At 55.3% G+C, this 19,738-nt stretch carries 19 protein-coding genes and 1 riboswitch; of the genes, 9 read left to right on the top strand and 10 right to left on the bottom strand.

The features are described from left to right. Position 1: 1 nt before the first annotated feature. The 7 genes from ftsL to leuO form a co-directional block, all read right to left on the bottom strand. Positions 2 to 367 (bottom strand): cell division protein FtsL, encoded by a 366-nt coding sequence (gene ftsL / locus USG84_RS09930; protein ID WP_006173860.1) that lies wholly within the window; start codon positions 365 to 367, stop codon positions 2 to 4. Beyond that, a complete protein-coding gene (gene rsmH, locus USG84_RS09925; protein ID WP_028015503.1) occupies positions 364 to 1,305 on the bottom strand; it encodes a 16S rRNA (cytosine(1402)-N(4))-methyltransferase RsmH in 942 nt (313 codons plus the stop codon). The genes ftsL and rsmH overlap by 4 nt, the downstream gene beginning before the upstream one ends. A gap of 2 nt (positions 1,306 to 1,307) precedes the next feature. Next, a complete protein-coding gene (gene mraZ / locus USG84_RS09920) occupies positions 1,308 to 1,766 on the bottom strand; it encodes a division/cell wall cluster transcriptional repressor MraZ (RefSeq protein WP_014882537.1) in 459 nt (152 codons plus the stop codon). Positions 1,767 to 2,364: 598 nt separating this feature from the next. Next, positions 2,365 to 3,372 (bottom strand): catabolite repressor/activator, encoded by a 1,008-nt coding sequence (gene cra / locus USG84_RS09915; RefSeq protein WP_014168621.1) that lies wholly within the window; start codon positions 3,370 to 3,372, stop codon positions 2,365 to 2,367. Positions 3,373 to 3,551: 179 nt separating this feature from the next. Beyond that, a complete protein-coding gene (gene ilvN, locus USG84_RS09910) occupies positions 3,552 to 4,043 on the bottom strand; it encodes an acetolactate synthase small subunit (protein WP_045259452.1) in 492 nt (163 codons plus the stop codon). A gap of 1 nt (position 4,044) precedes the next feature. Beyond that, positions 4,045 to 5,769 carry an acetolactate synthase 3 large subunit gene (gene ilvI, locus USG84_RS09905; protein WP_320738254.1) on the bottom strand — a complete coding sequence of 575 codons (1,725 nt, stop codon included), beginning with the start codon at positions 5,767 to 5,769 and terminating at the stop codon, positions 4,045 to 4,047. A gap of 380 nt (positions 5,770 to 6,149) precedes the next feature. Further along, positions 6,150 to 7,094, bottom strand: a complete 945-nt coding sequence (gene leuO / locus USG84_RS09900) for a transcriptional regulator LeuO (protein WP_061099238.1) — start codon at positions 7,092 to 7,094, stop codon at positions 6,150 to 6,152. 609 nt (positions 7,095 to 7,703) lie between these two features. Between leuO and leuL the strand changes: the two genes are divergently transcribed. The 5 genes from leuL (at position 7,704) to leuD (ending at position 12,563) form a co-directional block, all read left to right on the top strand. After that, positions 7,704 to 7,790 (top strand): leu operon leader peptide, encoded by an 87-nt coding sequence (gene leuL / locus USG84_RS24055; RefSeq protein WP_071786497.1) that lies wholly within the window; start codon positions 7,704 to 7,706, stop codon positions 7,788 to 7,790. Between the two features lie 91 nt (positions 7,791 to 7,881). After that, positions 7,882 to 9,453, top strand: a complete 1,572-nt coding sequence (leuA, locus tag USG84_RS09895) for a 2-isopropylmalate synthase (protein WP_151413490.1) — start codon at positions 7,882 to 7,884, stop codon at positions 9,451 to 9,453. Continuing rightward, positions 9,453 to 10,544 (top strand): 3-isopropylmalate dehydrogenase, encoded by a 1,092-nt coding sequence (gene leuB / locus USG84_RS09890; RefSeq protein WP_014882533.1) that lies wholly within the window; start codon positions 9,453 to 9,455, stop codon positions 10,542 to 10,544. Before leuA ends, leuB begins: the two co-directional genes overlap by 1 nt. Before the next feature lie 2 nt (positions 10,545 to 10,546). After that, complete coding sequence (leuC, locus tag USG84_RS09885; protein WP_253540691.1) at positions 10,547 to 11,947, top strand: 3-isopropylmalate dehydratase large subunit; 1,401 nt, start codon at positions 10,547 to 10,549, stop codon at positions 11,945 to 11,947. 10 nt (positions 11,948 to 11,957) lie between these two features. Beyond that, positions 11,958 to 12,563, top strand: a complete 606-nt coding sequence (gene leuD / locus USG84_RS09880; RefSeq protein ID WP_028015497.1) for a 3-isopropylmalate dehydratase small subunit — start codon at positions 11,958 to 11,960, stop codon at positions 12,561 to 12,563. Positions 12,564 to 12,654: 91 nt separating this feature from the next. On the opposite strand, the gene USG84_RS09875 is transcribed toward leuD, so the two are convergent. The 3 genes from USG84_RS09875 to sgrT form a co-directional block, all read right to left on the bottom strand. Then, a complete protein-coding gene (locus USG84_RS09875) occupies positions 12,655 to 12,807 on the bottom strand; it encodes a Hok/Gef family protein (RefSeq protein ID WP_010427008.1) in 153 nt (50 codons plus the stop codon). 216 nt (positions 12,808 to 13,023) lie between these two features. Beyond that, the gene (locus USG84_RS09870; RefSeq protein WP_320738253.1) at positions 13,024 to 14,202 is read right to left on the bottom strand and encodes a sugar efflux transporter; all 1,179 of its coding nucleotides are present in this window, start codon (positions 14,200 to 14,202) and stop codon (positions 13,024 to 13,026) included. 120 nt (positions 14,203 to 14,322) lie between these two features. Further along, the gene (sgrT, locus tag USG84_RS09865) at positions 14,323 to 14,475 is read right to left on the bottom strand and encodes a glucose uptake inhibitor SgrT (RefSeq protein ID WP_116342480.1); all 153 of its coding nucleotides are present in this window, start codon (positions 14,473 to 14,475) and stop codon (positions 14,323 to 14,325) included. An 88-nt stretch (positions 14,476 to 14,563) separates the two neighbouring features. Between sgrT and sgrR the strand changes: the two genes are divergently transcribed. From sgrR to thiQ, 4 genes are all read left to right on the top strand, one after another. Next, positions 14,564 to 16,219 (top strand): HTH-type transcriptional regulator SgrR, encoded by a 1,656-nt coding sequence (gene sgrR / locus USG84_RS09860; protein ID WP_320738252.1) that lies wholly within the window; start codon positions 14,564 to 14,566, stop codon positions 16,217 to 16,219. 36 nt (positions 16,220 to 16,255) lie between these two features. Next, positions 16,256 to 16,356: riboswitch (TPP riboswitch) on the top strand. A 31-nt stretch (positions 16,357 to 16,387) separates the two neighbouring features. Then, the gene (gene thiB, locus USG84_RS09855) at positions 16,388 to 17,371 is read left to right on the top strand and encodes a thiamine ABC transporter substrate binding subunit (protein WP_151413489.1); all 984 of its coding nucleotides are present in this window, start codon (positions 16,388 to 16,390) and stop codon (positions 17,369 to 17,371) included. After that, a complete protein-coding gene (thiP, locus tag USG84_RS09850; protein WP_151413488.1) occupies positions 17,347 to 18,957 on the top strand; it encodes a thiamine/thiamine pyrophosphate ABC transporter permease ThiP in 1,611 nt (536 codons plus the stop codon). The genes thiB and thiP overlap by 25 nt, the downstream gene beginning before the upstream one ends. Then, positions 18,941 to 19,642 carry a thiamine ABC transporter ATP-binding protein ThiQ gene (gene thiQ / locus USG84_RS09845; RefSeq protein WP_253540682.1) on the top strand — a complete coding sequence of 234 codons (702 nt, stop codon included), beginning with the start codon at positions 18,941 to 18,943 and terminating at the stop codon, positions 19,640 to 19,642. The genes thiP and thiQ overlap by 17 nt, the downstream gene beginning before the upstream one ends. Positions 19,643 to 19,738: the final 96 nt, after the last annotated feature.

Below are 19,738 nucleotides of genomic sequence, written 5' to 3'. Positions count from 1 at the left end.
CTTATTTTTGTACTACGATATTTTCCTGGGAAGGATCAACATGCTGCAGTTGCAGCTTTTCCGTTGCGATCCGTTCAACCCGGCTGTGATCGCCGAGCGCGTTTTCTTCAAGGATCAGATTTCGCCATTCAATATCCAGCGCATCGCGTTCCAGCACCAGCTGCTCGCGTTGCGCAGTCAATAAACGTGTATGGTGAGCTGTGGTCACCACCGTAACTGCCGTAACAATGATGCAAATGAACAGGCAGAGTGGCAGTTTCCCGAACCGCAAAAGATCGTCGCCGATCACGCCAGGCAAGGCATGGCGCTCGTTGCTTCCTAACGATCCCTTAACTTTGCTTAGGGTTTCTGTCACTCTGCCGATCATGCGTTCGTCCTCTCTGCAACTCGCAGCACTGAACTACGGGCGCGTGGATTCTCTGCCACCTCTTCTTCGCCCGGCATCAACTTGCCTAATGCTCGCAACTGACGGCCACCCAGCTTCCTGAGTTGTTCTTCCGTCATCGGCAGCCCCGCTGGTACTTGTGGACCGCGGCTTTGTTCACGCATAAAGCGCTTCACAATGCGGTCTTCCAGCGAATGGAAGCTGATGATGGATAACCGCCCACCCGGGGCCAGCACGTCGAGCGAGCTTTTTAGCGCCAGCTCTATTTCCTCCAGTTCACTGTTTACCCAGATGCGAACCGCCTGGAAGGTACGGGTCGCGGGATGTTTGTGCTTATCCTTCACCGGCGTTGCCGCCGCAATCACTTCGGCCAGCTCTTTGGTGCGGGTCATTGGCTCTACGCGGTTGCGCTCAACGATGGCGCGCGCAATGCGCTTACCAAAACGTTCTTCACCGAAGGTTTTGATCACCCAGGCAATATCCGCTTCGTCAGCGGTCTGCAGCCATTCGGCGGCAGACTGGCCGCGCGTCGGGTCCATACGCATGTCCAGTGGACCGTCGCGCATAAAGGAGAAGCCGCGTTCTGCATCATCAAGCTGGGGTGAAGAGACGCCAAGATCGAGAAGAATCCCGTCGATCTTGCCCGTAAGATCGCGCTCGGCAACGTAATCCGCGAGAGCAGAGAAAGGTCCGTGCACGATGGAAAAGCGTGGGTCATTGATGGTTTGTGCAACGGCAATCGCCTGCGGATCGCGATCGATTGCCAGCAGACGCCCTTCCTCTCCAAGCTGGGAGAGGATCAAACGCGAGTGACCACCGCGACCAAACGTGCCATCAATGTAGATGCCATCCGGACGAATATTCAGGCCGTTCACGGCCTCGTCCAGCAACACCGTTTTGTGTTTATAATTTTCCATCATATTTATAGAGACAAGTCCTGCAGCCGTTCCGATAAAGTTGCGGAATCAGACTGCTCAGCGTCGATATCTTCCTTGACCTGTTGATACCAGGTCGTTTCGTCCCACAGTTCAAACTTGTTGAACTGCCCGACCAGCATCACTTCTTTGGTCAGACCGGCATGTTGCCGCAGCACGGGCGCAATCAGTAATCGCCCGGCGCTATCCATCTGACACTCACTGGCATGTCCCAATAACAGCCGCTGCACGCGGCGCTCTTGCGGGTTCATGCTCGACAGTCGCGACAGCTTTTGCTCAATAATTTCCCATTCAGGTAAGGGGTAAAGCAGCAGGCAGGGGGAGTTGATGTCAATGGTGCAAACCATTTGACCCGAAGCATTCTCAATCAGCTGGTCGCGGTATCGGGTTGGGACCGATAAACGCCCTTTGCTGTCGAGATTGACTAACGTAGCTCCACGGAACATGCCAGTCTCACCCCTCCTCACCACTTTAACCCACAAATTCCCACCTGAAGGAGTTTACGGAGCGAGGGAAAAGCTTGTCAAGCCAGGACTCTCCCTGTAAGGACCCGAAAGCCCTCTATTTACAGAGATAAACAGTCCTGGTTAATAACTGCACAACTGGCGAGGCAAAATTAACGTTATGAATATTTGTAAGAAAAAAACCGAATATGCACACTAGCGTTAAGGCTCACTCAATATCATCGCAGATAAATATAAAGTGTCAGTTTGCGACGCGGGCAGCATTTTATGACAGATTGTCAGGGGATAACAGCGCCAGATTCACTCAAGCGGTCGGTGGGAGCGGCGGTTGCGTTGCTGGCCAGTCGGGGTGAAGGAAAAACGTCTGAATATTCATCGACCGAAGAGGGTTTGTAACAAAATAATACAAAGAGAGGCTTTTAAAATGGCTTCGTGATTCTTTAAGGACCATTTAAAACGGCAAAATGAATTAAGAAAAATAGTAGATTACGATCTCTCAAGAATTATCCTAATTTCATTGAGGGAATTAACTCGGCGAATTATTTCAGTAAAAAGGGGCGGTTTTCACCGCCCCGTCATTTCATTTATGGCGGCTCAAAATTCCGCGATGATAGAGATTACGTTTGATACGCGTCAGACCCGGCTTCGGTTTCCGCGGCTCATCCAGGCTCGCCAGAACAATCTCCAGGACGCGCTCAGCTACATCGCGGTGACGCTGGGCCACCGCCAGCACCGGGCACTGAAGGAAATCGAGAAGCTCATTATCCCCGAACGTGGCAATCGCCAGGTCGGAGGGAAGCTTACCTTCACGACGTAAGGTGACATCCATCACCCCCTGCAGAAGAGCAAACGACGTGGTGAACAGCGCCTGGGGCATCGGGTGCGTCTCCAGCCATTTTTCGAACAGCTGCGCAGCGGCTTCGCGTTCGTAGCTGTTGGCATAGAGATAGTGGACTTCACGCGGATCGTCTTTCCAGGCGGTTCTGAACCCTTGCTCACGCAGGAAGCTCACGGAAAGCTCGGGCAGCGCGCCAAGATACAGCACCGTTTCAGCGGGGAAAGTTCTCAGCTCAGCGGCCAGCATTTCCGCGTCATCCTGATCGGCACCCACTACGCTTGTGAAATGCTCACGATCGAGCGCGCGGTCCAGCGCAACGATAGGGAAAGGATCGTTCGCCCAGCGCTGGTAGAACGGATGCTCCGGCGGTAAAGAGGTCGAGACGATGATGGCATCGACCTGCCGCTGGAGCAGGTGTTCAATGCAGCGCATCTCGTTATCGGGCTGATCTTCAGAACAGGCAATCAGCAGCTGGTAACCGCGCTGGCGAGCCTGACGTTCAAGATAGTTGGCGATACGGGTATAGCTGGTGTTTTCCAGATCCGGGATCACCAGACCAATAGAGCGGGTGCGCCCGGCACGCAGGCCGGCAGCGACAGCATTCGGATGGTAATTATGCTCACGAACCACCGCCATAACTTTTTCAACGGTCTTATCGCTGACGCGGTACTGCTTTGCTTTGCCGTTAATCACATAGCTGGCCGTTGTTCGTGACACGCCGGCTAGCCGGGCGATTTCATCCAGTTTCACAATTGCCCCTTAAAAAAAGAAAAGAGTCCATGGCCCTGTCAAGGTTATGGTTAAATCTTTTAACATCTAAACGCAGAAAAGCCTTCGCGGCAACCGCTTTTATCTGCGTTGTCGGCTGATTACGCAAAAAAAAGCCCGGCTTTGCTGACCGGGCTGAAAGAGGCGAACCTTTTTAACAACTACCGCATGATTTTCTCGCCGCGTGACAGACCAACGATCCCCGATCTGGCCACCTCAACAATTTTTGCTACATCCCGCACGGACGCCAGAAAAGCGTCCAGCTTGTCACTGGTTCCGACCAGCTGAACCGTATAAAGAGAAGGCGTGACGTCGATGATCTGCCCGCGGAAAATGTCCGCATTGCGTTTGACCTCTTCGCGCCCGTAACCGCTGGCCTGAATTTTTACCAGCATGACCTCACGCTCAACGTAAGCGCCCTGCCCCAGCTCGCTCACGCGCAGCACATCGACCAGCTTATGCAGCTGTTTCTCGATCTGCTCAATTACCTTGGCGTCGCCAACGGTCTGGATCGTCATACGCGACAGCGTCGGATCGTCCGTTGGCGCAACGGTCAGGCTTTCAATGTTATAGCCGCGCTGCGCAAAAAGCCCAATGACGCGCGACAGTGCGCCAGACTCGTTTTCCAGTAATACCGATAATATCCGGCGCATATCAGGTTCTCTCCGTTTTGCTTAACCACATTTCGTCCATACCGCCGCCGCGAATATGCATCGGATAAACGTGCTCGGTTCCATCAACAATGACATCCATAAAGACGAGGCGGTTGTTTTTAACGTGCTCAAGCGCTTCTGCGAGCTTCGTTTCCAGTTCGGCCGGATCGGTCACCCGCATCCCCACATGACCGTAAGCTTCAGCAAGACGAACAAAATCCGGCAGCGATTTCATGTATGACTGAGAGTGGCGGCCCGAGTAGATCATATCCTGCCACTGCTTCACCATACCGAGATAGCCGTTATTGAGGTTGAGCACCAGTACCGGCAGCTCATATTGCAGCGCGGTGGAGAGTTCCTGAATGTTCATCTGAATACTGCCGTCCCCGGTCACGCAGACGACGGTTTCATTTGGCAGCGCCAGCTTCACGCCCAGCGCGGCAGGCAGGCCAAAGCCCATCGTGCCTAATCCCCCCGAGTTGATCCAGTGACGCGGTTTATCAAACGGGTAATAGAGGGCGGCAAACATTTGATGCTGGCCCACGTCAGAGGTCACATACGCGTCGCCTTTCGTCAGTCGCCACACCGCTTCGATGACCGCCTGCGGCTTGATGTGCTCGCTTTGGGCGTCATATTTCAGACACTGCCGCGCGCGCCACTGCTCAATTTGCTGCCACCAGTCACGGATCTCATCCAGCGGTTGCGCTGCGTTTTCCAGGGCCAGCAGATCCAGCATTTGTTCAAGGACCTGACGAGCGTCGCCGACGATAGGGACATCGGCAGACACCGTTTTTGAAATCGAGGTTGGATCAATATCAATGTGCAGCACGGTGGCATTCGGGCAGTACTTCGCCAGATTGTTGGTCGTACGATCGTCAAAACGCACGCCGACGGCAAAGATGACGTCAGAATGATGCATCGTCATGTTGGCTTCATAGGTACCGTGCATACCCAACATGCCGAGCGCCTGACGGTGGGTGGCGGGAAACGCTCCGAGTCCCATCAGCGATGACGCAACAGGAAGATTGAGCTTTTCAACCAGTTCACGAAGCTGTGCCTCACACGCTGAATTGACTGCTCCGCCACCGACATAGACCACCGGTTTTTTTGCGGCCAGCAGCGTCTGCAGCGCGCGTTTGATCTGACCTTTGTGGCCCTGCGTTGTTGGGTTGTAAGAGCGCATGCTCACCGATTCCGGCCAGACATAAGGCAGCTTGTTTGCCGGGTTCAGGATATCTTTCGGGAGATCGACCACCACCGGCCCCGGGCGCCCGCTTGCCGCCAGCCAGAACGCCTTCTTCAGCACGCTAGGAATGTCTTCGGTTTGCTTGACCAGGAAGCTGTGCTTCACAACGGGACGCGAAATCCCGACCATGTCGCACTCCTGGAACGCATCATAACCAATCAGGGATGTCGCGACCTGTCCGGAAAGGATCACCAGCGGAATAGAGTCCATGTACGCGGTCGCAATGCCGGTAATGGCGTTTGTCGCACCAGGACCCGACGTGACCAGGACCACGCCCACTTCACCCGTCGCACGCGCCAGGCCATCAGCCATATGTACCGCCGCCTGCTCATGGCGTACCAGCACATGGTCAATGCCTCCTACCGTATGCAGCGCATCATAAATATCAAGAACCGCACCGCCAGGATAGCCGAACACTTGCTTTACGCCCTGATCGATCAGCGACCGGACGACCATTTCCGCGCCAGACAACATCTCCATGCTTTGCCTCCAGGCATTTTGTTATAGACGGACCGCAGAATTCATTTCCGCACCGTCTTGCGATCGGGATGAACCCGTCTTCTATTTTGCAGAGTGATACTTACCTTAACCGCTCGTTATGAGGCAGGCAATTCGCAAACCAGGAGAGAGAAGAGGCCATGAAAGCAGAAAAAACAGACATTGTCAGAGGATATGGTTAATTCATCTGAAATTAGAGGATGAGATGATAAATCATCGCTGAAAAGCGCGGCGATGTAGAAAATCATCTATTTTTACACGCCTGGCAACCGCCAGATAAAATACGCAACAGAACAAAATATTAATAAATGAAACAAAACCAGGATAAATCACATGCAAAGATGCAATTTATCCTGATTCGATTATCGACGGCAGATGCTAATAAGTAGCTCTTCCATCCACTGATGTCCTTTATCCCGTCCAGCGGCTTCATGCCAGGAGAGATAACAGGTGCGGCTATTTAGCTTGAGCGGCAGAGGCAAAATTTGCAGATTTAACGCGCCAGAGAACTCTTCTGCCAGCCAGCGCGGTGCAATTGCCACCAGCTGCGTCTGGGAAACGACGTTTAATACGCTGACCATGGCCATCCCCTGATACGCCACGCTCGCCTGTTTCTCCGCAGTGTCGTACCAGGGCAGGCTAAAGGAGGCATATCTGTCGAGCGCAACAACGGCATGCTGTTCGCTATAAACGTCATTTTCACGTAACGGCGCATTCAGTCGCGGATGTTTTTTGCTTGCAACCAGCACCATTTCATCTTTAAACAGCGGTACACAGGAAAATTCAGGACGGCGGAACTCTTCATACCCCAGGACGAATTCGGTTTCCTGGTAACGTAACTGGTGTTCGGTGTTTTGATTTAAGGACGATTTAAAGACGAGATTAATATTAGGTGCGATCTCTTCAACTTTATTATAAATAATTGATGTCAGATAATTATCTAATGGACTGCAGACGCAGAGATGGAATACCCGCTCACTGCTTAAGGGTTCAAAGCCTGAGCCCGGGAGCTCATTTTGCACCAGCTGCAGCGCCTGGCGGATGGAGCCGAAAAGCTGGAAAGCCCGCGCTGTGGGCTGGATCCCTCTGCCATAACGAACGAATAACTCATCGTTGAACATCACTTTAAGCCTGGCAACCGCGTTGCTTACCGCGGGTTGTGACATTCCCAACGTTTGTGCCGCCCGGGTGATATTCTGCTCCTGCATGACAGCATCAAACACCGTCAGTAGATTAAGGTCCACCGTGCGCAACTGCGGCTTAATCCCATCAGTAACTTGTGGTTGTTTAATATTATTTTCTGGCACTTCTGACTCCACTGTCACGCTACACTCCCTCCGCCAACGCACTGTAATAATTTCGGAAAATATGATTTACCATGCAAATACGACCAGCGAAAGAAAATTGTTTAAAAATCGGAATATATAAAGATCACACAATGATGCTAAAATAAAAAATGGACGCAAAGGATATGTTTAACTTTAGTGATAGAATGAAACCATAAACCAAATCAATATACAACAACCATCCAGTTAAGGATGACTTAAGTATAATTAAACTGTTATCGACATTGAGCAGAATTAAGTTAACAACCTGTTATCGATGATTGTTTTTGAATAGAGCAAAAGATCCCTTCAAAATGATAAACTAATGATATTAAAACAGTTTAAAGGGAAAGTATTCGTGACGACATAATTGCCTGAAAAATATCCGTTATGTTTATTCGTTTGTGCAAATGTTTTTTAAGTCCAAAAATAGACAATTAGTTAAGTCAAAAATCCAAAATCCAGCACAATAAGCTAAACAACACATCCTGTCTGTTACGCCTTCTGGGGCCGTTTTTGCCATCAGGGGTTGACATGAACAGCCGTATCCAGTACCACTAAAAGCATATTGAATTTAACGGAGCACGATTCATGACACGCACCATTCGTTTCACCGGTCTACTACTACTAAACGCATCCACTGTGCGCGGTAGACTGGCGGGCGAAATTCAGCGTTGAATCGTCACCAGTAAGACTAAAAACCCGCGCCACTGCGCGGGTTTTTTTATGCTCGTAGCAAGGCGCCCTAAGACTGACAAGGACCTAACCCATGAGCCAGCAAGTCATTATTTTCGATACTACTTTACGTGACGGTGAACAGGCATTACAGGCAAGCCTGAGTGTAAAAGAGAAACTGCAGATTGCGCTGGCTCTCGAACGTATGGGCGTCGACGTGATGGAGGTCGGTTTCCCGGTCTCATCTCCGGGAGATTTTGAATCCGTACAGACTATCGCCCGCACCATTAAAAACAGCCGCGTGTGCGGTCTGGCGCGCTGCGTAGAAAAAGACATCGACGTTGCCGCCGAGTCATTGAAAGTGGCCGAAGCCTTCCGTATTCATACCTTTATTGCAACCTCACCCATGCACATCGCAACCAAGTTGCGCAGCACGCTGGATGAGGTCATTGAACGCGCGGTGTACATGGTTAAGCGCGCACGCAATTACACCGATGACGTTGAATTCTCCTGTGAAGATGCGGGCCGTACGCCGATTGAAGACCTGGCGCGCGTAGTAGAAGCCGCCATCAACGCGGGCGCTAAAACCATCAACATCCCGGACACCGTCGGCTACACCATGCCGTTTGAGTTCTCCAACATCATTACGGGCCTGTATGAGCGCGTACCGAACATTGATAAAGCCATCATCTCAGTACATACCCATGATGATTTGGGCCTGGCCGTAGGCAATGCCATCGCCGCGGTGCACGCCGGTGCCCGTCAGGTAGAAGGTGCGATGAACGGTATTGGTGAACGCGCGGGCAACTGTTCACTGGAAGAAGTGATCATGGCGATCAAGGTGCGCAAAGACATCATGAACGTGCACACCCGCATCAATCACAACGAAATCTGGCGCACCAGCCAGACCGTCAGCCAGATTTGCAACATGCCGATTCCGGCCAACAAGGCGATTGTCGGCACCGGCGCCTTCGCCCACTCCTCCGGCATTCACCAGGACGGCGTGCTGAAGAACCGTGAAAACTACGAAATCATGACTCCGGAATCCATCGGCCTGAACCAGGTGCAGCTGAACCTGACCTCCCGTTCCGGTCGCGCGGCGGTGAAACACCGGATGGAAGAGATGGGCTATCAGGACAGCGATTACAACATGGATCAGCTGTACGACGCGTTCCTGAAGCTGGCCGACAAAAAAGGGCAAGTGTTCGATTACGACCTGGAAGCGCTGGCCTTCATCAACAAGCAGCAGGAAGAGCCAGAGCACTTCCGTCTGGACTACTTCAACGTGCAGTCCGGCTCCAGCGACATCGCCACCGCCTCGGTTAAGCTGGCCTGCGGTGAGGAAATTAAAGCGGAAGCGGCAAACGGCAACGGCCCCGTCGATGCTATCTATCAGGCGATAAACCGCGTCACCGAGTATGACGTTGAGCTGGTGAAGTATGACCTGACGGCGAAAGGGCACGGTAAAGACGCGCTGGGTCAGGTGGATATCGTCGTCAACTACAACGGCCGCCGTTTCCACGGCGTGGGCCTGGCGACGGATATTGTCGAATCCTCCGCGAAAGCGATGGTGCATGTCCTGAACAACATCTGGCGCGCCGCTGAAGTCGAAAAAGAGTTGCAACGCAAAGCTCAGAATAAAGAGAACAACAAGGAAACCGTGTAATGTCGAAGAATTACCATATTGCTGTGTTGCCGGGTGACGGTATTGGCCCGGAAGTGATGGCACAGGCGCTGAAAGTACTGGAAGCCGTTCGCTCGCGTTTTGCGATGAAGATTACCACCAGCCACTACGACGTGGGCGGTATTGCGATTGATAACCACGGAACGCCATTGCCGAAAGCCACCGTTGAAGGATGCGAAAATGCCGATGCCGTGCTGTTTGGTTCCGTCGGTGGCCCGAAATGGGAACATCTGCCGCCGGCAGAGCAGCCAGAGCGCGGCGCGCTCCTGCCGCTGCGTAAACATTTTAAGCTGTTCAGCAACCTGCGTCCGGCGAAGCTGTATCAGGGGCTGGAAGAGTTTTGCCCGCTGCGCGCGGATATCGCGGCCAACGGATTCGACATTCTCTGCGTGCGTGAGCTGACGGGCGGCATCTATTTTGGTCAGCCAAAGGGTCGCGAAGGCAGCGGCCAGCATGAGAAAGCGTTTGATACCGAGGTGTATCACCGTTTCGAAATTGAACGTATCGCCCATATCGCCTTTGAGTCTGCGCGCAAGCGCCGCCATAAGGTGACCTCTATTGATAAGGCGAACGTGCTGCAGTCGTCCATTTTGTGGCGCGAGATCGTCAGTGAAGTCGCTAAGCAGTACCCGGACGTTGAGCTGTCGCACATGTACATCGACAACGCAACGATGCAGCTGATTAAGGATCCGTCCCAGTTTGACGTGCTGCTGTGCTCCAACCTGTTCGGCGATATTTTGTCTGACGAGTGCGCGATGATCACCGGCTCCATGGGTATGCTGCCGTCCGCAAGTCTGAACGAAGAAGGCTTTGGCCTGTACGAACCGGCGGGCGGCTCCGCGCCGGATATCGCAGGTAAAAATATTGCCAACCCGATTGCGCAGATCCTCTCTCTGGCCCTGCTGCTGCGCTACAGCCTCGATGCAGGCGACGCAGCAACCGCAATTGAAAACGCCATTAACCGGGCGTTAGAAGAAGGCGTCCGTACCGGTGACTTAGCGCGCGGTACGGCAGCAGTCAGTACTGATGAAATGGGTGACATCATTGCCCGCTATGTCGCTGAAGGGGTGTAATCATGGCCAGGACCTTATATGAAAAGTTATTTGACGCCCACGTTGTCTACGAGGCGCCAAACGAAACCCCACTGCTGTACATTGACCGCCACCTGGTGCACGAAGTGACCTCTCCGCAGGCCTTCGACGGCCTCCGCGCGCACAAGCGCCCGGTGCGCCAGCCGGGTAAAACCTTCGCGACCATGGATCACAACGTCTCGACCGAAACCAAAGACATCAATGCGTCCGGTGAAATGGCGCGTATCCAGATGCAGGAGCTGATTAAGAACTGCAACGAGTTTGGCGTTGAGCTGTACGACCTGAACCATCCGTATCAGGGCATTGTCCACGTGATGGGGCCTGAGCAGGGTATTACCCTGCCGGGTATGACCATCGTCTGCGGTGACTCCCATACCGCGACCCACGGCGCATTTGGCGCGCTGGCGTTCGGCATCGGCACCTCGGAAGTTGAGCACGTTCTGGCGACGCAGACCCTGAAACAGGGCCGCGCCAAAACCATGAAAATTGAAGTGAAGGGTAAAGCCGCGCCGGGCATTACCGCGAAGGACATCGTTCTCGCCATCATCGGCAAAACCGGCAGCGCAGGCGGTACCGGTCACGTGGTGGAATTCTGCGGTGAAGCCATTCAGGCGCTGAGCATGGAAGGTCGTATGACCCTGTGCAATATGGCTATTGAGATGGGCGCTAAAGCAGGCCTGGTCGCACCGGACGAAACCACCTTCAACTATGTGAAGGGCCGTCTGCACGCGCCGAAAGGTCAGGATTTTGACGATGCGGTCGCGTACTGGAAAACCCTGAAAACTGACGACGGTGCCACCTTCGATACCGTTGTCACGCTGCAGGCGGAAGAGATTGCGCCGCAAGTCACCTGGGGTACCAATCCAGGCCAGGTGATTTCCGTCAACGACAGCATCCCGGACCCGGCGTCCTTCGCCGATCCGGTCGAGCGCGCCAGCGCGGAAAAAGCGCTGGCCTACATGGGGCTGAAGCCAGGCGTACCTTTGACCGACATCGCCATTGATAAAGTCTTTATCGGTTCCTGCACAAACTCCCGCATCGAAGATTTACGCGCGGCGGCAGAGATTGCGAAAGGCCGCAAAGTGGCGCCGGGCGTACAGGCGCTGGTGGTTCCAGGCTCCGGTCCGGTGAAAGCCCAAGCGGAAGCGGAAGGACTGGATAAGATCTTTATCGAAGCAGGCTTCGAATGGCGTCTGCCGGGCTGCTCAATGTGTCTGGCGATGAACAACGACCGCCTGAATCCGGGCGAGCGCTGCGCCTCCACCAGCAACCGTAACTTTGAAGGCCGTCAGGGCCGGGGTGGACGCACCCACCTGGTCAGCCCGGCAATGGCCGCCGCTGCGGCAGTCACCGGCCATTTCGCCGATATTCGCAGCCTGAAATAAGGAGACAATCATGGCAGAGAAATTTACCCAACATACGGGCCGTGTTGTCCCGCTGGACGCCGCTAACGTCGATACGGACGCGATCATTCCTAAGCAGTTTTTGCAGAAAGTGACCCGCACCGGTTTTGGCGCACACCTGTTCAACGACTGGCGTTTTCTGGACGACAAAGGCGAAGTGCCAAACCCGGAATTCGTCCTGAACTTCCCGGAATACAAAGGGGCATCCATTCTGCTGGCGCGGGAAAACTTCGGCTGCGGCTCCTCGCGTGAGCATGCGCCCTGGGCGTTGACCGACTACGGCTTTAAGGTGGTTATCGCCCCGAGCTTCGCGGATATCTTCTACGGCAACAGCTTCAACAACCAGCTGCTGCCGGTGACGCTGAGCGACGAGCAGGTCGATGAATTGTTCGCGCTGGTGAAGGCGAACCCGGGCATGGCGTTTGAGGTGGATCTGGAAGCGGAAGTGGTGAAAGCCGGGGATAAGACCTACAGCTTCAGCATTGATGCCTTCCGTCGCCACTGCATGCTGAACGGTCTGGACAGCATTGGCCTGACGCTCCAGCACGAGGACGCCATCTCAGCGTACGAGAAAAAACAGCCTGCGTTTATGGGCTAAAGGCAATGGCCCGCAGGGCGCGGGCCATTGATAAGGGTGCGTTGAGGCTCAACCACTCTGGAGAGGCGGGGAAATATCCCCGCCAATACCGCTAACGTTTTGCTTCGTAAGCCAACACTGCCGCCAGCTCTGTTTTCTCCTGTCTGAAGTGCAATTCACACAGCGAATCACGCACCATCCAGGTGAAGATCAATAGCGTCGTACAGATCAGAAACAAACCTAACAGCAGAGTACGTTTTGGCATTCCAGCCTCCTTATTGCTTTTCGGCAATGAAGAGACTAACCTCGCAATGTGTGTTGTGAAGTTGGTCTCCCCATCATTTTTTTGATGTGGGACTCTCCACTGTTTGCCTCTTGCGAAAGCCTGAGGCAAACAGCCTCAAGCACCCGCCACGCACTCTATGCGCCTTCTCTGCTCCTGTCAGAAAATCGTTTCATTTCGTGAAGCCGCCTTCCAGAATCAAACATCCTTAACCCGGCAGGTCAGCCCAAGCGTCACCACCGAAATCGCAGCAATCATCCAGTAAACCGAGGCATGGCCATAGCTTTGCGCCAGCGCCCCCTGAATCACTCCCGCCAGAATAACGCCCGTCGAAATGCTGTTGGTGAACAGCGTAGTCGCGGAGCCGGCGCGGCCGGGCATGAGATCCTGGAACCAGAGCATGCCGATCCCGGCAACGATGCCAATAAACACGGCATTAAACAGCTGCAGCACCAGCAACGCTTCACGCGAATGGAAAAGGAGCAGCCCTGCGTAGAACAGCACCCCGGCCGCCACGGCAACGATCATCATCCGACGTTTTCCGAAGCGCTTAACGTAGTATCCCGCCAGAATCATTGCCGGAATTTCCAGCCCGGCGGCGGTCCCCATTAAGATCCCCGCGAGCTTGTCCGGCAGACCCAGATCGCTGCTGATCCACAGCGGCATATCAATGATGTACATGGTGTTGCAGGTCCACATCAGCGTGGAGGCGATAAACAGCATCCGCACGTTTTTATCCTGCCAGCCGCTCACCTGAGTGATGGGCTTATCCGTCGTCTGCTCAACCCGGGCGACAGACGGCAGCGCAAAGGCTATCAGCGCCAGGCTGATAATAAAAATGCCTGCCGCGATAGAAAACATGACCGTAAAGCCGTAGTTCAGCGCCAGCATGAACGCCAGCGGCGGGCCGATGACCCACGCCAGCGAGAGCTGCGCGCGCATCACCGAGCTGAACATCACCACCTCTCGCGCCGAGCTGTCGGCGTATTCACGGGCCAGCGCGAACAGCTGCGGCATGGCGGTATTCGCAAGAGAGGCCAGCAGCACGCCGCAGGTGATAAGCGTCAGGTAATGACGATTGAAGGCAAAAAGCAGCGCGTTTCCTACGGCCATCGCGCAGCAAAAGAGGATCAGCCTGCGGCGATCGCCCTGCTTGTCCGATCGTTTCGCCAGCCCCAGACTTACGAGGATCCCGGCAATCGCGTTGACGGTATAAAACAGGCCAACCCAAAACGGCTGCGCCCCCACCTCGCGGCTGAGAAACAGGCTCAGCGTCGGCGCCTGCAGGGCCCCCGCCACGCCCATCATAAAGGCCACCAGCATAAAAGCGGCATATACGCCATTCAGGCGGCGCCCCATCGTCATCAACCACAGCATGCGCAAGTCCTTGTGAAAGCGAATCGAAATTGGGTGAAAGAATAAACGAAAAAAGCCAGCAAAAACATTTTGCTGGCGGGTGATAAACACCAATACTCAGTCACACATGATCGAGGCGAGTTAGCGGGAAGAGGTCGGTTTCGTAACGTCCCACTGCATCAGTTCTTCCAATATTTTCAGCCGTTGCTCTGCACACTGGCGGGCCAGCCAGGACGATCCTTTTGTCGCTGAAAAGTACTGCTGATAAAACTGACGTGCGGTAGACCTCTTCATAATTTACCTCCTCACTTCATCGGGAAGAATTATTGGCTTAATATAGGGATTAATAAATTGCTGATTTTTTGTCAGGAGTTCCTCTTTTATGCCATCCGGTCGACTGCAACAACAATTCATCCGCCTGTGGCAGTGCTGCGAGGGTCAATCGCAGGAGACCACGCTTAACGAGCTGGCAGAACTCCTCAACTGCTCTCGCCGCCATATGCGCACGTTGCTCAACACCATGCAGCAGCAGGGCTGGCTAAGCTGGGAGGCCGAGGCCGGACGCGGCAAACGCTCACGCTTGACCTTCCTCTATACCGGTCTGGCGCTGCAGCAGCAGCGGGCGGAGGATCTGCTGGAGCAGGACCGCATCGATCAGCTGGTGCAGCTGGTGGGCGACAAGGCCGCCGTGCGCCAGATGCTGGTCTCGCATCTGGGGCGCAGCTTTCGTCAGGGCCGCCACATTCTGCGGGTGCTCTACTATCGTCCGATGAAAAACCTGTTGCCCGGCACGGCATTGCGACGTTCTGAAACCCACATGGCCCGGCAGATATTCAGCGGTCTGACGAAAATAAATGAGGAAAATGGGGAACTGGAAGCGGATATCGCGCACCACTGGCAGCAGCTTTCCCCCCTGCACTGGCGTTTCTTTTTACGCCCGGGCATTCACTTCCACCATGGCCGCGAGCTGGAGATGAGTGACGTCATCGCCTCTCTGGAGCGCGCCCGCACGCTTCCGCTCTATTCGCACGTCTCGCGGATCCACTCCCCCACGGCCTGGACCCTGGACATTGAACTGTCGCAGCCGGACAGATGGCTGCCGTGGCTGCTGGGCTATGTGCCCTCAATGATCCTGCCCGGAGAATGGCGATCGCTGAACAATTTTGCCAGCCTGCCGATTGGCACGGGCCCCTACGCCGTGTCGCGCAATAACAACAATCAGCTCAAGATCCGCGCCTTTGATGACTATTTTGGCTATCGGGCGCTGATCGACGAAGTGAACGTCTGGGTATTGCCGGATCTCAACGAAGAGCTGAGCGCCGGCCTGACGCTGGAGGGGCCCACAACAAGCGAAAAGGCGTTCGAAAGTCGCCTGGAGGAGGGCTGTTACTACCTGCTCTTTGACAGCCGCAGCCACCGCGGAGCAAACCACGACGTCCGCAGGTGGATCAGCCATATTCTGGCCCCGGCGAACCTGATTTATCACGCCGAGGATCAATACCAGACCTGGTGGTTCCCGGCATATGGCCTGCTTCCGCGCTGGCATCATGCTCAGCCGGTGCGCAGCGAAAAACCCGCCGGGCTGGAGACCATCACCCTCAGCTACTATCGCGATCACATTGAGCACCGTTTTATCGCGAAGATCATGAGCAAGCTGCTGGCGGCCGAAGGCGTGACGCTGGCGATACAGGAAGTCGATTACGATGAATGGCACCGCGGGGATGTCGTCAGCGATATCTGGCTCAACAGCGCCAACTTTACGCTGCCGCTGGATTTCTCGCTCTTTTCTCACCTGTACGAAGTGCCCCTCATTCAGCACTGTATCAAGCGGGACTGGCAGCAGGACGCCGCGAAGTGGCGGGCAGGCGAAATGGATCTGGCCGCGTGGTGCCAGGAGCTCCTGGCCGGACAGACGATCGTACCGTTGATCCACCACTGGCTGCTGATCCAGGGACAGCGCAGCATGCGCGGCCTGCGGATGAACACCCTGGGCTGGTTTGATTTTAAATCCGCCTGGTTTGCGCCGCCGGAGCCATAACGCTTTCGTAATATTCACCAAATCATTACAATAGCGCCGTTCTCAACGGGGTGCTGCATCACAGATGTGCGCTGAGATAATACCCGTCGAACCTGATCCGGATAACGCCGGCGAAGGGATTTGAGGCTGTCGCTCAAAATCCTTTGCCACTCAACCCTGAGGTGCAAAGTGTTAAAAAACGTTCTTCCCCTGCTGGCGCTGTTTGCGCTGCCTGCTTTCGCGAAACCCGTCCTGACGGTCTACACCTACGACTCCTTCTCCGCCGACTGGGGCCCTGGTCCGGTGGTGAAAAAAGCCTTTGAAGCCGACTGCAACTGCGAGCTGAAGTTCGTGGCGCTGGAAGATGGCGTGTCGCTGCTCAACCGTCTGCGCATGGAAGGTAAAAACAGCAAAGCCGACGTGGTGCTCGGGCTGGATAACAACCTGCTGGAAGCCGCGACGCAAACCAAACTGTTTGCCAAAAGCGGCGTGGCGGCAGATGCCGTTAACGTACCGGGCGGCTGGAAAAACGACACCTTCGTGCCGTTCGACTACGGCTACTTTGCTTTTGTTTACGACAAAAATAAGCTGAAAAACCCACCGAAAAGCCTGAAAGAGCTGGTGGAAAGCGACCAGAAGTGGCGCGTGATTTACGAAGATCCGCGCACCAGCACGCCGGGCCTGGGCCTGCTGCTGTGGATGAAGAAAGTCTACGGGGATAACGCGCCGGAAGCGTGGCAGAAGCTGGCCGCTAAAACCGTCACCGTCACCAAAGGCTGGAGCGAAGCCTACGGCCTGTTCCTGAAAGGGGAAAGCGACCTGGTGCTGAGCTACACCACGTCTCCGGCCTACCACATTATCGCCGAGAAGAAAGACAACTACGCCGCCGCGAATTTTGCTGAAGGGCATTATCTGCAGGTGGAAGTGGCTGCCCGCACCGCCGCCAGCAAACAGCCGGAACTGGCCGAGAAGTTCCTGAAATTTATGGTTTCACCGGCGTTCCAGAACGCCATCCCAGCGGGCAACTGGATGTATCCGGTCACTAACGTTGCGCTACCGGAAGGCTTCGAGCAGTTGACCAAGCCAACAACCTCGCTGGAGTTTACGCCGCAGCAGGTCGCCGCGCAGCGTGCAGCATGGGTAAGTGAATGGCAACGCGCCGTCAGCCGTTAATTCCCGGCTGGTTAATCCCCGGCCTGCTCGCCGCCATGCTGATGGTGGTGGTCAGCCTGGGGGCATTTCTTGCACTGTGGTTTAACGCGCCAGAGGGCGATCTGCTCGCGCTCTGGCACGACAGCTATCTCTGGCACGTTATCCGGTTCTCCTTCTGGCAGGCGTTTCTTTCTGCGCTGCTGTCTGCGATCCCGGCCATTTTCCTCGCGCGGGCGCTATACCGACGGCGCTTTCCCGGCAGGCAGGCGCTGCTGCGCCTGTGCGCCATGACGCTGATCCTGCCGGTTCTGGTGGCCGTTTTTGGCATCCTGAGCGTCTACGGTCGTCAGGGCTGGCTGGCCTCGCTCTTCGCATCTTTGGGGCTGGAGTGGACCTTTTCCCCTTATGGGCTGAAGGGCATCCTGCTGGCGCACATTTTCTTCAATATGCCGATGGCGACGCGCCTCTTTTTGCAGGCGCTGGAGAACATCCCCGGCGAGCAGCGCCAGATTGCCGCCCAGCTCGGCATGCGCGGCTGGTCGTTCTTCCGCTTTGTTGAATGGCCGTGGCTGCGACGCCAGATTGCTCCGGTGGCCGCGCTGATCTTTATGCTCTGCTTCGCCAGCTTTGCCACCGTGCTTTCGCTCGGCGGCGGACCGCAGGCTACCACCATTGAGCTGGCGATCTATCAGGCCTTAAGCTACGACTACGATCCGGTCCGCGCCGCGCTGCTGGCGATGGTGCAGATGGCGTGCTGCCTGGCGCTGGTGCTGTTGAGCCAGCGTCTGAGCAAAGCCATTCCCGCTGGCAGTAATCAAATCACCGGCTGGCGCGATCCGCAGGACAGCCTGCACAGCCGCATCTCGGATTTTATACTGATCGCGCTGGCGCTGCTGCTACTGCTGCCGCCGCTGCTGGCCGTCATCGTTGATGGTTTAAACCTTAATCTTATGTCCGTCCTGCAACAGCCCGTCCTGTGGCAAGCGACGTGGACCTCGCTACGCATCGCGCTGGCAGCCGGGCTAATCTGCGTGACGCTGACCATGATGCTGCTCTGGAGCAGCCGCGAGCTCTACGCGCGTCATGCCCGTAAAGCCGGACACGCGCTGGAGCTGACGGGCATGCTTATTCTGGCAATGCCGGGCATTGTGCTGGCGACCGGTTTCTTTTTGCTGTTCAACAGCACCATCGGCCTGCCGGAAAGGGCCGACGGGATCGTTATCTTTACGAACGCCTTAATGGCCATCCCGTATGCGCTTAAGGTGCTGGAAAACCCGATGCGGGACGTCAATAGCCGCTACAGTTTGCTGTGCCAGTCGCTGGGAATGAAAGGCTGGCAGCGTCTGAAGGTGGTCGAGCTGCGCGCCCTGAAGCGGCCGCTCGCCCAGGCGCTGGCCTTCGCCTGCGTGCTGTCGATTGGCGATTTTGGCGTAGTGGCCCTGTTTGGCAACGAAAATTTCCGCACGCTGCCGTTCTGGCTTTACCAGCAAATTGGCTCCTATCGCAGCCAGGATGGCGCGGTCACGGCGCTATTGCTGCTGGTGCTGTGCTTTGCCTTATTTACCGTTATCGAAAAACTCCCGGGGCGCGATGTTAAAACTGACTGATGTAACCTGGCTTTACGAGCACCTGCCAATGCGCTTCACCCTTACCGTTCAGCGGGGCGAGCGGATCGCGGTGCTTGGCCCAAGCGGCGCCGGCAAAAGCACCTTGCTCAATTTAATTGCCGGTTTTTTGCAGCCGGCCAGCGGGTCGATAGCCATCGATAATCGTGATTTCACCCTCACCCCTCCGGCTAAACGTCCGGTATCGATGCTGTTTCAGGAAAACAATTTGTTTAATCATCTTACGGTGTGGCAGAACATCGCGCTGGGGATGGATCCGGGGTTGAAACTCAATGCTGCGCAGCGGCAGAAGCTGGCGGCGATCGCCGAACAAATGGGGCTTTCCGCCTTCATCGACAGGCTGCCCGGCGAGCTTTCCGGCGGCCAGCGACAGCGCGTGGCGCTGGCGCGCTGTCTGGTACGCGAGCAGCCGATACTGCTGCTGGATGAGCCGTTCTCGGCGCTCGATCCCGCGCTGCGCCAGGAGATGCTCGCGCTGGTGCAGGACGTCTGTCAGAGCCAGCAGCTGACGATGCTAATGGTGTCGCACAGTATCGAAGATGCTGCCCGCATCGCCCCGCGATCGGTGGTGATTGCCGAAGGGCGTATTTTGTGGGATGGAAGTACAGAAGAACTGCTGAGTGGTAAAGCGGGGGCGTCTTCATTGTTAGGCATTCGTGCGGTCTGATGCCCTCACCCTGGCCCTCTCCCACGGGGAGAGGGTACAAACACCAAAAACGGCAACCAGTTGCCGTTTTGCTTTTACCTTGTGCGGTCTGATGCC

This window comes from Enterobacter sp. 168J2, assembly GCF_034107265.1.
GTDB lineage: Bacteria > Pseudomonadota > Gammaproteobacteria > Enterobacterales > Enterobacteriaceae > Enterobacter > Enterobacter nematophilus.
This window is presented reverse-complemented; position numbering and strand designations above follow the sequence as displayed.

Bases quoted from the DNA above. Each gene is read 5' to 3' on its own strand.
- ftsL (WP_006173860.1), bottom strand. From the start codon at position 367: ATGATCGGCAGAGTGACAGAAACCCTAAGCAAAGTTAAGGGATCGTTA.
- rsmH (WP_028015503.1), bottom strand. From the start codon at position 1,305: ATGATGGAAAATTATAAACACAAAACGGTGTTGCTGGACGAGGCCGTG.
- mraZ (WP_014882537.1), bottom strand. From the start codon at position 1,766: ATGTTCCGTGGAGCTACGTTAGTCAATCTCGACAGCAAAGGGCGTTTA.
- ilvN (WP_045259452.1), bottom strand. From the start codon at position 4,043: ATGCGCCGGATATTATCGGTATTACTGGAAAACGAGTCTGGCGCACTG.
- ilvI (WP_320738254.1), bottom strand. From the start codon at position 5,769: ATGGAGATGTTGTCTGGCGCGGAAATGGTCGTCCGGTCGCTGATCGAT.
- leuL (WP_071786497.1), top strand. From the start codon at position 7,704: ATGACACGCACCATTCGTTTCACCGGTCTACTACTACTAAACGCATCC.
- leuA (WP_151413490.1), top strand. From the start codon at position 7,882: ATGAGCCAGCAAGTCATTATTTTCGATACTACTTTACGTGACGGTGAA.
- leuB (WP_014882533.1), top strand. From the start codon at position 9,453: ATGTCGAAGAATTACCATATTGCTGTGTTGCCGGGTGACGGTATTGGC.
- leuC (WP_253540691.1), top strand. From the start codon at position 10,547: ATGGCCAGGACCTTATATGAAAAGTTATTTGACGCCCACGTTGTCTAC.
- leuD (WP_028015497.1), top strand. From the start codon at position 11,958: ATGGCAGAGAAATTTACCCAACATACGGGCCGTGTTGTCCCGCTGGAC.
- USG84_RS09875 (WP_010427008.1), bottom strand. From the start codon at position 12,807: ATGCCAAAACGTACTCTGCTGTTAGGTTTGTTTCTGATCTGTACGACG.
- USG84_RS09870 (WP_320738253.1), bottom strand. From the start codon at position 14,202: ATGCTGTGGTTGATGACGATGGGGCGCCGCCTGAATGGCGTATATGCC.
- sgrT (WP_116342480.1), bottom strand. From the start codon at position 14,475: ATGAAGAGGTCTACCGCACGTCAGTTTTATCAGCAGTACTTTTCAGCG.
- sgrR (WP_320738252.1), top strand. From the start codon at position 14,564: ATGCCATCCGGTCGACTGCAACAACAATTCATCCGCCTGTGGCAGTGC.
- thiP (WP_151413488.1), top strand. From the start codon at position 17,347: ATGGCAACGCGCCGTCAGCCGTTAATTCCCGGCTGGTTAATCCCCGGC.
- thiQ (WP_253540682.1), top strand. From the start codon at position 18,941: ATGTTAAAACTGACTGATGTAACCTGGCTTTACGAGCACCTGCCAATG.